The 13594-nt window shown below is 67.6% G+C and carries 12 protein-coding genes and 2 tRNA genes; 7 read left to right on the forward strand and 7 right to left on the reverse strand.

The window, feature by feature from the left end:
- Window positions 1-49 precede the first annotated feature (49 nt).
- Window positions 50-586: a GNAT family N-acetyltransferase gene (locus B2G71_RS18600; protein ID WP_098108217.1), complete on the forward strand. Its 537-nt coding sequence runs from the start codon at window positions 50-52 to the stop codon at window positions 584-586.
- Between the two features lie 10 nt (window positions 587-596).
- Here B2G71_RS18600 and B2G71_RS18605 read toward each other — a convergent pair whose 3' ends face one another.
- Window positions 597-1490, reverse strand: a complete 894-nt coding sequence (locus B2G71_RS18605; protein ID WP_098108218.1) for an alpha/beta hydrolase — start codon at window positions 1488-1490, stop codon at window positions 597-599.
- 171 nt (window positions 1491-1661) lie between these two features.
- On the opposite strand from B2G71_RS18605, the gene B2G71_RS18610 reads away from it, so the two are divergent.
- From B2G71_RS18610 to B2G71_RS18620, 3 genes are all read left to right on the forward strand, one after another.
- Window positions 1662-5291: an error-prone DNA polymerase gene (locus tag B2G71_RS18610; RefSeq protein WP_098108219.1), complete on the forward strand. Its 3630-nt coding sequence runs from the start codon at window positions 1662-1664 to the stop codon at window positions 5289-5291.
- A gap of 80 nt (window positions 5292-5371) precedes the next feature.
- Window positions 5372-5569, forward strand: coding sequence for a hypothetical protein (locus B2G71_RS18615; protein ID WP_098108295.1), 198 nt, complete (start codon window positions 5372-5374; stop codon window positions 5567-5569).
- A gap of 70 nt (window positions 5570-5639) precedes the next feature.
- Window positions 5640-6380 (forward strand): extensin family protein, encoded by a 741-nt coding sequence (locus B2G71_RS18620; protein WP_240530226.1) that lies wholly within the window; start codon window positions 5640-5642, stop codon window positions 6378-6380.
- Between the two features lie 42 nt (window positions 6381-6422).
- Here B2G71_RS18620 and B2G71_RS18625 read toward each other — a convergent pair whose 3' ends face one another.
- The 5 genes from B2G71_RS18625 to recJ all read right to left on the reverse strand — a co-directional run bounded on the left by B2G71_RS18625 (window position 6423) and on the right by recJ (window position 10485).
- Entirely contained in the window at window positions 6423-7190 is a 768-nt protein-coding gene (locus B2G71_RS18625) for an SDR family oxidoreductase (RefSeq protein WP_098108220.1), read from the reverse strand.
- A 3-nt stretch (window positions 7191-7193) separates the two neighbouring features.
- A complete protein-coding gene (locus B2G71_RS18630) occupies window positions 7194-8084 on the reverse strand; it encodes an aldo/keto reductase (RefSeq protein ID WP_098108221.1) in 891 nt (296 codons plus the stop codon).
- A gap of 340 nt (window positions 8085-8424) precedes the next feature.
- Window positions 8425-8499 (reverse strand) — tRNA-Glu (locus B2G71_RS18635).
- A gap of 32 nt (window positions 8500-8531) precedes the next feature.
- Window positions 8532-8606: transfer RNA gene (locus tag B2G71_RS18640), tRNA-Glu, on the reverse strand.
- Window positions 8607-8697: 91 nt separating this feature from the next.
- Window positions 8698-10485 (reverse strand): single-stranded-DNA-specific exonuclease RecJ, encoded by a 1788-nt coding sequence (gene recJ / locus B2G71_RS18645; protein ID WP_098108222.1) that lies wholly within the window; start codon window positions 10483-10485, stop codon window positions 8698-8700.
- A gap of 149 nt (window positions 10486-10634) precedes the next feature.
- Between recJ and B2G71_RS18650 the strand changes: the two genes are divergently transcribed.
- The 3 genes from B2G71_RS18650 (at window position 10635) to B2G71_RS18660 (ending at window position 12580) form a co-directional block, all read left to right on the forward strand.
- Window positions 10635-11132 carry an NAD(P)H-dependent oxidoreductase gene (locus B2G71_RS18650; RefSeq protein ID WP_098108223.1) on the forward strand — a complete coding sequence of 166 codons (498 nt, stop codon included), beginning with the start codon at window positions 10635-10637 and terminating at the stop codon, window positions 11130-11132.
- Between the two features lie 76 nt (window positions 11133-11208).
- Window positions 11209-11997, forward strand: coding sequence for a hypothetical protein (locus B2G71_RS18655; RefSeq protein WP_098108224.1), 789 nt, complete (start codon window positions 11209-11211; stop codon window positions 11995-11997).
- Window positions 11998-12001: 4 nt separating this feature from the next.
- Window positions 12002-12580, forward strand: a complete 579-nt coding sequence (locus B2G71_RS18660) for an AHH domain-containing protein (protein ID WP_240530227.1) — start codon at window positions 12002-12004, stop codon at window positions 12578-12580.
- Here the strand turns inward: B2G71_RS18660 and B2G71_RS18665 are convergent.
- Window positions 12517-13485 carry a nitronate monooxygenase family protein gene (locus tag B2G71_RS18665; protein ID WP_098108225.1) on the reverse strand — a complete coding sequence of 323 codons (969 nt, stop codon included), beginning with the start codon at window positions 13483-13485 and terminating at the stop codon, window positions 12517-12519. The genes B2G71_RS18660 and B2G71_RS18665 overlap by 64 nt on opposite strands.
- Between the last annotated feature and the right edge of the window lie 109 nt (window positions 13486-13594).

A 13594-nucleotide genomic window follows, 5' to 3' on the forward strand; every position in this document is an offset into this window, starting at 1 on the left:
GATTGACCGCGAAGCCGCGCCACCATAGCCAAAGCGCAGGAGGCCCCCCATGCAGCGATACGAGGACGCCGTTTCCCGCAATGACGTTCTGCGTACCGCGCGGCTTGTGCTGCGTCGCCCCGAGCGAAGTGACATTCCCGCCATCGTCGCCATCGCCAACGACTTCGAGGTGGCGAGCCGCGTGGCGCGCGTGCCGCATCCCTATACCGTCGCGGATGCCGAGTTTTTTCTTGATAATGTCGTCCCGCCCGATCTCGTCTGGGCGATCCTTTCCGGCGAGCGGCATCGACTGGTCGGCATGATCGGTCTGCATCTCGATCGCCGGACCCGGGCGGCGGATCTGGGATACTATATCGCGCGGCCCTTCTGGGGGCAGGGCTTTGCCACCGAAGCGGCCGCGGCGGTGATCGCCTATGGCATCGGCCTCGGCTGTCCGGGTATGATCACCGCGGATTACTTCATCGACAACTTCGCCTCGGGCCGTGTGCTGCGCAAGCTCGGCTTTGTCGAAGCGGGCGTGCAGGCGCAGCACTGCCTGGCGACCGGGACCGCGAGGCAGTGTATCCGCATGGAACTTCCGGCCTGAGCACGGCGGCTCAGAGCGGACTCTCGGCGAGGCTGCCGGCGGTGACCGCGTCGACGATCTCCTGCCGGGTCTCGGCCTTGCGGCCCGCGAGGAAATTCAGCAGGTCGTCGATCAGCCGCTCGGTCTGTGTCGCGAAGACGGCGTGCGGCTCACCCTCGTAGGCGATCAGCTCGGCCGAGGGCACCTTTTCGGCGACCTGATGAGCGGTGGCCTCGATCGGCACGGTCTTGTCGGCTGTCCCGTGGATCACCAGCGTCGGCACGGTGAAATGCGCGAGGTCTGGGCGGAAGTCGGTATAGGCAAAGGCCGCCGCCGACTGCAGTGTCGCATACTGGCCCGCCTGCATCGCCGTCATCCAGGCCCATTCCAGCTCTTCGTCGCTGACCGGGTGGCTCATCATGCCGATGCCGTAGAAATCCTTGAAGAAGCCCTTGAAGAAATGGCGGAAATCGCTCTTCATTCCCTGGGTCATCTCCTGGAAGACCGCGTCGGGCACGCCCTTGGGATTGTCCTGAGTCTGGAGCATGTACGGCACGACCGACGAAACCAGCGCGGCCTGGCTCACGCCTTTGCCGCGATGGCGCGACATGTAGCGCGCGATTTCGCCGCCACCCATCGAGAAGCCGACCAGCACCGCGTCGCGAGTCACGCCGGTCGCGGCCATGACGTCGGCGAGATCGTCCGAGAAGGTATCGTAGTTGTATCCCTTCGCAGGCTGGTCCGACCGGCCGAAACCGCGCCGGTCGTAGGCGATCGCGCGATAGCCCTCGCGAGCCAGGGCCATCATCACCGGGTCCCACGAATCGGCTGACAGCGGCCAGCCATGGATGAGCAGGACCGGACGGCCTTCTCCGAGTGTCTTGACGTAAAGCCGCGTGGTGTCGCGAGTCTGGATCATGGGCATGGAACATCTCCTCCACAATGCAATCCGTGGGAAGCCGGGGCGTTCCGGGCGCTCGGCGCTGTGCTCCGCAAGTGGGGCCAAACGTCTCGCATGTGGGACGAAAAGGAGACTCGCATTCGCCTTAAATGGAACATATAAGGAACATTTCTGTTTTCGCTTGGTTCCCGGACGATGCCCGAAGGTCCTCTCACGCCTGATCGCCGCCGCATCGCGGTCGATCCCGATATCATCGCCGCGCCGCCGCGCGCGCCTTTCGTCGAACTGGGCGTGGCGAGCTGCTTTTCGTTCCTGCGCGGGGCCTCGGACGCGGTCGACCTCGTCTCGACCGCGCGCGCGCTCGGCTACGACGCCCTGGGGATCGCCGACGTCAACTCGATGGCGGGCGTGGTGCGCGTCCATACGGAGGCGAAGACGCTCAAGCTGCGGCCGGTGATTGGCTGCCGAATCGAGACTGTCGAGGGGCTCGTCTTCCTCGCCTATCCCATCGACCGCGCGGCCTACGGACGCCTGTGCCGGCTGATCTCGGCGGGGCGGATGAGGACGCTGGCGGGCGAGTGGCAGGAAAAGGGGGTCTGCGAGATCTCGCTGGCGATGCTCGCCGGTCACGCCGAGGGCGTGCAGCTCGTGCTGGTGCCGCCGCGCGATCTGGAGGCGCGGTTCACGATTGGGATCGAGAGCAACGTGGTGCCCTTGTCCGTGAACCGTCATAGCGAACTTGATCCGGCCTCGCGCATCCCGACGACCGGCCCTCTCGCGGACCTGCTTCCTCATCTTGCGCGGGGCCTGCCCACGCTGGGCCATGTCGCCGCCTGCTATCTCCACACCGGCGACGACAGGGCGCGGATCGAGGCGCTCGACGCCATGGCGCGCGCCAGCGGCCTTGCGATCCTCGCAACCAACGACGTGCTCTACCACGCGGCCGAACGCCGGCCGCTGCAGGACGTGATGACCGCGATCCGGCACAAGACCACGGTGGCGTGCGCCGGGTTGCGGCTCGAGGCCAATGCCGAGCGGCATTTGAAGTCGCCGCAAGAGATGCTCCGCCTGTTCGAGCGCTGGCCGCATGCGATCGCGGCCGCGCGCGAGGTGGCCGACACCTGCCGGTTCAGTCTCGATGAACTGCAATACGAATATCCCGAGGAGATCTGCCCCGGCGGGCTCGATCCGCAAGCCCGGCTCGAAAAGCTCACCTGGGAAGGGGCGCGGCGCCGCTATCCCGAAGGCGTTCCCGAAAGCGTGCGCGCGACGCTGGCGCGCGAACTGGCACTGATCGGCAAGCTCAACCTCGCGCGATACTTTCTGACTATCAAGGATATCATTGATTTCGCTCGTAATCAGGACCCGCCGATCTTGTGCCAGGGGCGTGGCTCGGCGGCCAATTCGGCGGTCTGCTATTGTCTCGAGATCACGGCCGTCGATCCCGCCCGGCACGCGCTGCTGTTCGACCGCTTCATCTCCGAGGAGCGCAAGGAGCCGCCCGATATCGACGTCGATTTCGAGCACGAGCGGCGCGAGGAGGTGATCCAGTACATCTACAGCCGTTACGGCCGCCAGCGCGCGGGGCTCTGCGCGACGGTGATCCACTACCGCCCGCGCATGGCGATCCGCGAGGTCGGCAAGGCGATGGGGCTGTCCGAAGATGTGACCAGCGCATTGGCGCGCACCGTCTGGGGCGGGTGGGGCCGCGAGATCGGCGAGAAGCACGTCGCCGAAACCGGCATGGATACGAGCGATCCACACCTCAAGCGTGTTATCAGGTTGACCGAGCAAATGATCGGAATGCCCCGCCATCTCGGTCAGCACGTTGGCGGTTTTATCCTTACCCAGGGACCGCTGACCGAGACCGTGCCGATCGGCAACGGCGCCATGCCCGAGCGCAGCTTCATCGAGTGGGACAAGGACGATATCGATGCGCTCGGCATCCTCAAGGTCGACGTGCTTGCGCTCGGCATGCTGACCTGCATCAGAAAGTGCCTCGATCTTCTTGAAAACCATCATGAAAGACGCCTGACACTCGCCTCCGTTCCGCGTGAGGACCCGGAGGTCTACGCGATGCTGCGCAAGGGCGATTCGCTTGGCGTGTTCCAGGTTGAAAGCCGCGCGCAGATGAACATGCTGCCCCGGCTGCGCCCCCGCGAGTTCTACGACCTCGTCATCCAGGTGGCGATCGTGAGGCCCGGACCGATCCAGGGCGACATGGTCCACCCCTACCTCAAGCGCCGCCGCGGCGAGGAGCGGGTGGAGATCCCCGCCCCCGCCCCCGAACACGGCCCGCCCGACGAACTGTCGAGCATCCTCGAGCGCACGCTGGGCGTACCGATCTTCCAGGAACAGGCGATGAAGATCGCGCTCGACGCGGCGCGTTTCACTTCGAAGGAGGCCAACCGGTTGCGCAAGGCGATGGCGACCTTCCGCTCGCGCGGGATGGTCGACGAGTTGCAGGAGATGATGGTCGGCCGGATGATCGCCCGCGGCTACGATCCCGACTTCGCCGAGCGCTGCTTCAACCAGATCAAGGGCTTCGGCGAATACGGCTTTCCCGAAAGCCACGCGGCGAGCTTCGCGCACCTCGTCTACGTATCGAGCTGGCTCAAGTGCCACTTCCCCGCCGCTTTCGGCTGCGCGCTGCTCAATTCGCAGCCCATGGGTTTCTATGCTCCCGCGCAGATCGTGCGTGACGCGCGCGACCACGGCGTCACGGTACTGCCCGCCGACGTCAACGCGAGCGACTGGGACTGCACCCTGGAGCCCTTCGACAGGCTCGGGGTGAGCGGGGATGGCGCGAATGAGGCGCAAGCGCCTGATCCGCTCGGCCTGAGCTTGTCGAAGCCCAGGGCAGACCACACCATCGCCTTGCGCCTGGGCCTGCGCCAGATCGACGGGTTTCCCGAGGCGGCCGCCGCGAAGCTGGTGAGCGCGCGCGAGGAGGGCGGACCTTTCACCGACGTCGCCCAGCTACGCGAGCGCGCCGGGCTCTCGCCCGCGCTGATCGAGCGGCTCGCTTCGGCCGACGCCTTCGGCTCGATCGCGCTCAGCCGACGGCAGGCCCTGTGGGATGCGCGCAGTCTGATCGCCGGGCCCGACCTGCCGCTCTTTGCCGCGGCGCGCCTGAAAGATCCCGGCGCGCGCGACGAGGGTGCCGAACGCGTCATGACCAGCTTGCCGCCCATGCCGCTCAGCGAGGAAGTCGTTGCCGACTACCAGACCCAACGGCTCTCGCTGAAGGCGCATCCGATGGCCTTTCTGCGCGCGAGCCTGGCCGAACGCGGCTTCGTGCGGGCCTGCGACTTGCGCGAGCGCAAGTTCCGCTCGATGGTGCAGGTCGCGGGCGTGGTGCTGATCCGCCAACGGCCGGGCTCGGCCAAGGGGGTGTGCTTCATAACGCTCGAGGACGAGACCGGCGTCGTCAATCTCGTCGTCTGGCCGCATCTCAAGGAGAAGCAGCGCAAGGTGGTGATGGGCGCGCGGTTGATGGAAGTGCGCGGGCGGGTCGAATACGACGACGAGGTGATCCACGTCATCGCCGCGCATATGACCGACGCGACGTACGAGTTGCATCGCTTGTCCGAAGACCTGCTGCCCGCGACGATCGCGCGTGCCGATCATGTCAACCACCCGCTCCCCGCCGGCAAGCCGAACCCGCGCGACAGCTTGCGCGAGGGGGCCGACGATCCCTTCGCGCCGGTCGAACCGTGGCAGCCGCCAGGCCCGGGAAACCGCGAATGCGGCTTCCACCAGGGCCATCCGCGCGACCTCAGGGTAATCCCGCGCATGCTGCCCAGATCGCGCGACTTCCACTGAGCGGAAAGACAATCGAAACCATTTCTTAAAGCCGCCGCGTTAAGCATGAATGCGAAGACCAACCCCAAAAGGTGAAATTCGTGCCACTGATCAAGGGACTCATCCCAGGATCGCTGCTGACATGGATCGTTGCGGGCGTGCTTGGCTCGAACGGGTCGCGCGGCGGATTCCTCGACATCGCCCGGGTGAACCTCGACGGACACACGATGTACTGGTCGTGGCCGCTGTTCCTCGCCGCCACGGGCCTCGCCGCGTCGCTCTACTGGATGACCGACTGAAAGTCCGCCGCAATCCGCCCCATGCCGGACCTGCCATGCAACCGGCGCGGCTTCGGCGCGTTGCGTGGCGGTGGCAGGAAGCAGAAGCAGGGCGGCGCCGTCGGTCGACGGCTGGATATTCGCGGCCTTCGCCCTGGGCGCGCTGGCGCTTTTCGTCCGCGTCTGGCTCCACGATCATCCCGAGCACAATCCCTGGGCCCCGCTGAACATCGCTGATCCGGTGGGCTGGGCGACCCAGCGCAAGCTTGCCGCCTTGCGCGACGATCCGGCCGAATGCCGCGCCTTCCTCGATCGCGCCGCCATTGCCTATCGCAGCCTCGAGCCGATCGGCGAGGGGGCCTGCCGCCGCGCCGACCGGACGGTCCTCATCAACGACGCCGAAACCGGACTGGCGTTGCGTCCCGCCAACCCGCAGGCGACCTGCCCGGTCAACGCCGCGCTCGCCCTATGGATGCGTCACGCGGTCCAGCCCGCCGCGCAAGAGCGGCTGGGCGCGCGCGTCGTCGCGCTCGATCAGCTCGGCACCGCCAACTGCCGCCGGATCGGCGGCGGCGAGGAGGGGCAATGGAGCGAGCACGCGACCGGCAACGCCATCGACATCGGCGGCTTCTTCCTCGCCGACGGCCGCCGCATCGCCGTGCTCGGCGACTGGGACGACGATTCCGACGCGAGCGCCTTCCTGCACGACGTGCGCGACGGCGCCTGCGAGACCTTCACCACCGTGCTCTCGCCCGACTACAATTCCGCCCACGCCGATCATCTCCATCTCGACCAGGCGGACAGGACCGGCGGGTGGTCGGCATGCCGCTAGCCGAGGCACGGCGGTAGCGACGAGGGCACGCAGCGCCCGGCGTCAGTGCGCGGTAAAGCCGCCGTCGACCGGCAAGGCCACGCCGACCACGAAGCTGGCAGCCGGGCTGCACAGCCAGAGCACCGCTGCCGCGACTTCCTCCGGCCGTCCGAGGCGGCCGATCGATTGCTGTTTCATGATCTCGGTCATCGCCTCGGCCTGGCCATCGAGCATGTCGCGCACCATCGGCGTGTCGATCGTGCCGGGGCAGACCGCGTTGATCCGCACGCCGCGCGGCGCATATTCGACCCCGGCGCTCCTCGTCATCCCGATGACGGCATGTTTGGTTCCGTGATAGGAGGCCCGCTCGGGCAGTCCGACGAGGCCGCCCAGCGACGAGCAGTTGACGATCGCGCCCGAGCCCTGGCGGCGCATCACCTGCAACTCGTGCTTCATGCATGCCCAGACTCCGCGCTGATTGACGGCGGTGACGCGTTCGAACGCGTCGAGCGGTTCGTCCGCGGCATCGGAGGGCGGCACCTGGATGCCGGCGTTGTTGAAGGCCATGTCGAGGCGACCGTATTCAGCAACGGTGCGCTCGACCATGGCGGCGACCTGCGCTTCCTCGGCAACGTCGCAGGCGAGGCCGATCGCCTCGCCGCCTTCCTTGACGATCCTGCGCGCCTCGGACTTCGCCAGCTCTCCGTCGAGGTCGGCGAGCACGACCGATGCGCCGTTCTCGGCGAAGGCCCGCGCCGTGGCAAGGCCCATGCCCTTCGCCGCACCCGTCACCAGCGCGACTTGTCCCTTGAAATCATAGGTGGGATTCATGGCTCAGGCCCCCGCTGCTTCGGTGTCGGTCTGGCGCGACTTGGCGAAGACGGGAAAAACGCTCGCTTCGCCGTAGTCGGTTCCGCCGCGAAACCCCTTCAGGAGGTCCATGTCGGCCTCGGAAATAGTGAAATCGAGCGCGATGTTGCTGCGCATGTGAGCGGGATTGGCCGTCTTGGGCAGGGGCAGCAATCCGAGCTGGAGGCAGTAGCGGATGCTGAGCTGCGCGATTCCTACTCCGTACTTTCCGGCGATTGCGGCAAGGTCCGGGTTGTTCAGCACCGCACCGTGGCCGACAGGGGAATAGGCTTCGACCAGCACGCCCTTGCCGCGGCAATAGTCGATCAGGTCGAAGGGCGTATTGCCGATATGCGCGAGGATCTGGTTGACCATCGGCGCGATGGCGCCGTTCTCGATGAGGTTTTCGAGATCGGCCCGCTCGAAGTTCGAAACGCCGATCGCCCGGATCTTGCCTGCCTTCGAGGCGTCTTCCATCGCCTGCCAGGCCTCGAGGTTGCCCTCGTGGAAGTGCCGGCCCGCGCGGAACTCCGCCCAGGGCTGGGGGCTGTGGATCAGCATCAGGTCGACGTGGTCGAGGCCCATCTGCCTCAGCGATTCGTCGATGGCCTCGGCCGCGCTCTTGTAGTCCTTGTGCTCGGCGGCGAGCTTGGTCGTCACGAATACGGCGTCGCGCGCGAGGCCGCTCGTCCGCACGCCTTCGCCGACGCCGCGCTCGTTCGCATAGGCCTGCGCCGTATCGACATGGCGATAGCCGATCGCGAGCGCATCGCGCACGACCTGGGCGACTGCATCGTCGGGGATCATCCAGGTGCCGAGGCCGACTTGCGGGATCTCGATGCCGTTGGACAGGGTGAAATGGTTATCGGCCAGCATGGTGTTGTCCTTCCAGAATAGCGTTGCCGCTCCGGGCCGTCGTTGCCGGGCATCGGGGCGATGTCTGGTCGGCGGCGCCCTTTTCCGGTCTGGTGCGGCGCCAACCGAACCATCAGTGGTCCGGATTTAGGCGTTCTGCCGGGCCGGGATTAGATCGTTCGCGCGCAATGGTTCGATGAAGCCCGTTCAACAATCGGACACAGCGCGGCCAGCGCTTCGACGTCGCGCACACGCGCAAACGCCATTGCCGCCAAGCTGTGCGTCAAAGCTGGCGAATATGCTGGGTTGGGGAGCGAGCCGGGTCCGGCCACATCGACCGAACCGCGCTCTGCAAAGCACCTGGTGACCCCTACGGGAATCGAACCCGTGTTTCAGCCGTGAGAGGGCCGCGTCCTGACCGCTAGACGAAGGGGCCTTGTCACTCAGGTGCCTTGCGCCGAGCCGGGTTGGTGACCCCTACGGGAATCGAACCCGTGTTTCAGCCGTGAAAGGGCCGCGTCCTAACCGCTAGACGAAGGGGCCATACCGGGCTGCAGCGAAAGCAGGCCGCGCCTTTAGGCAAGCGCGACTTGGGGGTCAAGTCCTGCACCGCAATATTTGCGCGGCGCGCGCGTCAATCGGCCCAGGCGGCGTCGTCGAGAAGCAGTTCGGCTTGCGGGCGCGGGCCCCAGTCGTCGATCTTGGCGCGGCCGGCCAGCCAGAGGCGCCGATCCGGGCCGGCATGGAGCAGCGCCTGACCCAGCTCGGTCTCGGCCGAGCGGAAGGCGATCGCCTTGATGCGTCCCGAATCCGCCCCGGATGTGATCAGCCGGACATGGCCCGAACCCACCACGTCGGCCTTGATGATCCGCACCGGCCCAACCGCGACGCGCGGACCGGGCCAGCCCATGCCGAAAGGCCCGGCGCCCTCCAGCGTTTCGACCAGCGCGGGGGTGAGCCCGGCGGGCGCCAGCGCGAGGTCGAGCGCGACGCTGCGGCTGACCGACGCCGCCGCGACATCGGCCGCGAGACGCTCGTCGAGCCAGTCGGCGAAGTGTTCGAGGCGGTCGTGCGCGACGGTGAGGCCCGCGGCCATCGCGTGCCCGCCACCCGCGACGAGCAGCCCTGCTTCGCGCGCGCCGATGATCGCGGCGCCGAGATCGACGCCGGGGATCGAGCGGCCCGATCCCTTGCCGTGGGCGCCGTCCTCGTCGCCGAGCGCGATGACGATCGCCGGCTTTCCGGTCTTTTCCTTGATGCGGCCGGCGACGATGCCGATCACGCCTGGATGCCAGCCGCGCCCGGCCAGTACCGGCACCGCGCGGTTGTGCTGCGCCGCGAGCTGGTCCTCCGCCGCCTCCTGCACCGCCATCTCGATCGCGCGGCGCTCTTCGTTGAGCCGCGAGAGCGTTTCCGCGATCGCCCGGGCTTCGTCGGGATCGTGGGTCGTGAGCAGGCGCACGCCCAGCGAGGCCTCGCCGACGCGGCCGCCGGCGTTGATCCGCGGGCCGAGCGCGAAGCCGAGATCGCTGCAGGTCGGCGCGCGGCTGAGCCGGCTCGCGTCGATCAGCGCGGCCATGCCGACATTGTCGCGCCGCCCCATGATCTTGAGCCCCTGCGCGACGAAGGCGCGGTTGAGCCCGTGCAGCGCGGCGACGTCGGCCACCGTGCCGAGCGCGACGAGATCGAGCAGCGAGAACAGGTCCGGCTCGACGCGGCTGTCGAAGAAGCCGCGGGCGCGCAGCGTGCGCACGGTCGCGATCGCCAGCAGGAAGGCGACGCCGACCGCCGCGAGATGGCCGTGCGCGGCGCCGATCGCGGCCTCGTCGAGCCGATTGGGATTGACCAGCGCGGTCGCGCGGGGCAGCTCGCTCGCGCACTTGTGATGGTCGACGACGATTACGTCGACGCCTTCGTCGTGCGCCATGGCGAGTGCCTCGTGCGCCATAGCGCCGCAATCGACGGTGACGATAAGGCTCGAGCCCTCGCGCGCCAGCCGCACCAGCGCCTCGCCCGAGGGGCCGTAGCCTTCGAGCAGGCGGTCCGGGATGTAGTGGCGCGCCTCCAGGCCCAGCATGCGCAACAGGCGGATCAGCAGCGCGGCGCTGGTCGCTCCGTCGACGTCGTAGTCGCCGTAGATGGTGACCGTTTCGCCGGCGATGACGGCCTGCGCCAGCCGGTCGGCGGCCAGGTCCATGTCGCGCAGTTCGGAAGGATCGGGCAGGAAGGCGCGCAGCGAGGGCGTGCGCTGGCGTTCGAGATCCTCGCGCTCGACGCCGCGCGCCAGCAGGAGCTGCGCGACGATGTCATCCTCGAGGCCGATCGGACCGGAGCCGAAGTCCATGTTGCCGCCGCGCCAGCGCCAGGTCCGTCCCGTGATCGATGTGCGGGTGGTGGAGATCGGTGCGGTATGCGTCGCCATGTCCACGACAGCTATACGATTGCGGCGCACCGGCAAAGAGTCGCCATGGCGGCTACCACCGGCTATTTCGGCGACGCGGAGTCGCGCGGGCGCTCTCGATGAGGCCATGGCGCGCTCGCCCTCCGGCTCCTGAGCTGGAGACGCCAAGGATGAAGGGGAGCACGGGCGAAATCTTGCTGGCGATCATCTGGCATAGCAGGACCGGAGCGGCGCAGGCCCTGGCGCGGGCCGCCGCCGAAGGCGCGGGCGATTCGGGCCGGCTGCTCTGCGCGGCGCAGGCCGGACCGGACGACCTGCTCGCTGCCGACGGATACCTGTTCGTCTGCCCCGAGAATCTCGCCGCGATGACGGGCGTGATGAAGGAGATGTTCGATCGCTGCTACTATCCGCTGCTCGGGCGCGTCGAGGGCCGGCCCTATGCCACCGCGATCGCCGCCGGTTCGGACGGGCGCGGCGCACAGGCACAGATCGATCGGATCGTGACGGGCTGGCGCCTGCGGCGAATCGCCGATCCGATCATCGTCAATCTCGATGCGCAGTCTCCCGAAGCGATCCTTGCGCCCAAGACCGTCCCGACTGGCGACCTCGAGACTTGCCGTGAAATGGGAGCGGCGTTCGCCGAGGGGCTTTCGCTGGGCATTTTTTGATTGAATTTCCACGAGACTCGTAGACTTGATGTTGGCGTGGGACGTGTGCGGGTGCAATCGGGTTCCGGCAAGTCAAATGGGTCGCGAGACTGCCGTAGGTTGGAGGGACACGCTGGCAAGGTCTTCAGGCGACGCGGCGCTGTCGCTCTATTTCGGCTCCGGCGATCGACCGGACGCCGATCAACTCGCGCGCGCGCTCGGCGCGGGCGGGAGCGAGGGGCATCGGGCGCGTGTCATCCATCGTTCCGAAGCTGAGCCGGGCCGGGCGGAAATCCTCGCCCAGGGCCTGACGTTCGACCTCGGCGGTCTGGTCCCGGCGGAGCCCGCCGAAACCGAGTCCGATCCGCCCGTTCATCGCTACGGGTTTGCCGAAGGCCCCGACCTCTCCGAACTCGGCGCGCTGGAGATCCGGCCGGGGCCGCATCTCGCGGGCGCGGCGGGCATGCCGCCGGTGGTGCGGACCATGGCGTTGGTCGCCGCGATCTTGTGCGACAATCTGCCGGTTCGCGCCGTCGGCTGGCGCTCGGCGCGCACGCTGATGGAGCCGCGCTATTTCTCGCGCGTGGTGCGCAACTGGATTGCCGGCGGTCCCTTTCCCGCGCTTGGGCTGACGGCGCTGTCGGTCTCGGACGACGGCACGGTCCGCAGCAGCGGCCTTGCCCACTTTCTGGGCCAGGAAATCCAGCTTCAGGCCAAGGACGGCGAGCCGATTGCGGAGACGATGAAGATTGCCATCCGCGTCATCGATCTGCTGATGCGGCGCGGGCCCGTCGAACAGGCGGGCGAGATCGAATTGCCCGACGAGATCCTGACCGTGGAACCCTCGCGCTTCGGAAAACTGGTGTTGGTCTGGCGAGACGCATGACCGAGTGAGCGCCGCCACCCGCAGCCGATTGCTGTTTCGCGACGTCAATCGTCGCGGCGATCCCGATTACGATCCCGGCCTGCAAAGGCATCACATCCTGCCGCGGCAGATCGCCGGTCGCGCGTGCTTCGGCACCATGTTCGACGATATCGGCCGGCAGTCGGTGGGCTTCGACGACTTCCGCTGCAACGGCCTGCTGCTTCCTTGCGACGAGCCGGCGGCCGTGCGCTTCGGGCTTCCGCTCCATCGCGGCCCGCACTGGAATTACAATGCGCTCGTGGCAGAACGGGTCGGGAGGATCGAGAGTGACTGGTCGCGGGCCCGTCTCCACGATCCGCTCCGGGCCATCGTCGAGGCGCGGATGCGGCTGGCGCTGCTGCAAGGCGCCTTGCGGCGCTTTCTGCTGGGCCGCTGCAAGTTGCGACTGCGGCTCAACACCAGGGACCCGGCCGGCATCGCAGCCGACTTTTCGGATCTCGACGCGCTGGTCGATTCGCTCTGGGGCGTGACCGACCCCGGTCAGACCGAGGAAGCATCCGCCGTCGATCCGGTGCGCTCGGAAAGCGCGCGCAGCGCGGCGTGATACTCGTCCTCGAGCCGGGCGACGCGTTCCTCGACGCTGAGCAGGCTGTCGACCGCGCCGATGCCCTGACCGGCCCCCCAGATGTCCTTCCAGGCCTTCTGCTCCATATTGCCACCCGAGCCGAAGTTCATCGCCGACGTGTCGCTGCTGGGCAGGTGGTCGGGATCGAGCCCGGCGGCGGCGATCGAGGATCGCAGGTAGTTGCCGTGAACGCCGGTGAAGAGGTTCGAGTAGACGATGTCGCCGGCGCCCGCCTCCACGATCGCCGCCTTGTAGGCGTCGACCGCGTTGGCTTCGGGCGTGGCGATCCACGGCGAGCCGATATAGGCGAGGTCGGCGCCCATGGCCTGGGCCGCCAGGATCGAGCGGCCGCAGGCGATCGCGCCCGAAAGCGCGACCGTGCCGTCGAACCACGCCCGGATTTCCTGCATCAGCGCGAAGGGCGACTGCGATCCGGCATGGCCGCCGGCACCCGCCGCAACGGGAATGAGACCGTCGGCGCCTTTCTCGATCGCCTTGCGCGCGAACCGGTTGCTGATCACGTCGTGCATGACGAAGCCGCCCCAACCGTGGACTGCGGCGTTCACCTCGGCGTTCGCGCCGAGTGAAGTGATGACGAGCGGGACGCGATGCTTCTCGCACAAGGCAAGGTCATGCTCGAGCCGGGTGTTGGTCTTGTGGACGATAAGGTTGACCGCGAAGGGCGCCCGGCAACCCTCGGTCTCCTGGCGAATCCGGTGCAGCCATTCGTCGAGCTGGCTGGCGGGCCGGGCGTTGAGCGCGGGAAAGCTGCCGACGATGCCCGCCTTGATCTGCGCGATCACCAGTTCGGGCGTCGAGACGATGAACATCGGCGAGCCGATGACGGGAATGCGCAAGCTCTGGAGGATCGCGGGAAGGGGCATCGCAAGGTCCGTTTAATCGTTCGATTAAAGCGCCGCATAGTCCGGGCCGCGGCCCCTGTCGAGAGCGCTCGGAGCGTCGCCATGGCGTTGCCGTGCGCGCGCAGGCGCG

It is taken from the genome of Novosphingobium sp. PC22D, from assembly GCF_002556635.1.
GTDB lineage: Bacteria > Pseudomonadota > Alphaproteobacteria > Sphingomonadales > Sphingomonadaceae > Novosphingobium.

Bases quoted from the DNA above. Each gene is read 5' to 3' on its own strand.
- B2G71_RS18600 (WP_098108217.1), top strand. From the start codon at position 50: ATGCAGCGATACGAGGACGCCGTTTCCCGCAATGACGTTCTGCGTACC.
- B2G71_RS18605 (WP_098108218.1), bottom strand. From the start codon at position 1,490: ATGCCCATGATCCAGACTCGCGACACCACGCGGCTTTACGTCAAGACA.
- B2G71_RS18610 (WP_098108219.1), top strand. From the start codon at position 1,662: ATGCCCGAAGGTCCTCTCACGCCTGATCGCCGCCGCATCGCGGTCGAT.
- B2G71_RS18625 (WP_098108220.1), bottom strand. From the start codon at position 7,190: ATGAATCCCACCTATGATTTCAAGGGACAAGTCGCGCTGGTGACGGGT.
- B2G71_RS18630 (WP_098108221.1), bottom strand. From the start codon at position 8,084: ATGCTGGCCGATAACCATTTCACCCTGTCCAACGGCATCGAGATCCCG.
- recJ (WP_098108222.1), bottom strand. From the start codon at position 10,485: ATGGCGACGCATACCGCACCGATCTCCACCACCCGCACATCGATCACG.
- B2G71_RS18650 (WP_098108223.1), top strand. From the start codon at position 10,635: ATGAAGGGGAGCACGGGCGAAATCTTGCTGGCGATCATCTGGCATAGC.
- B2G71_RS18655 (WP_098108224.1), top strand. From the start codon at position 11,209: ATGGGTCGCGAGACTGCCGTAGGTTGGAGGGACACGCTGGCAAGGTCT.
- B2G71_RS18665 (WP_098108225.1), bottom strand. From the start codon at position 13,485: ATGCCCCTTCCCGCGATCCTCCAGAGCTTGCGCATTCCCGTCATCGGC.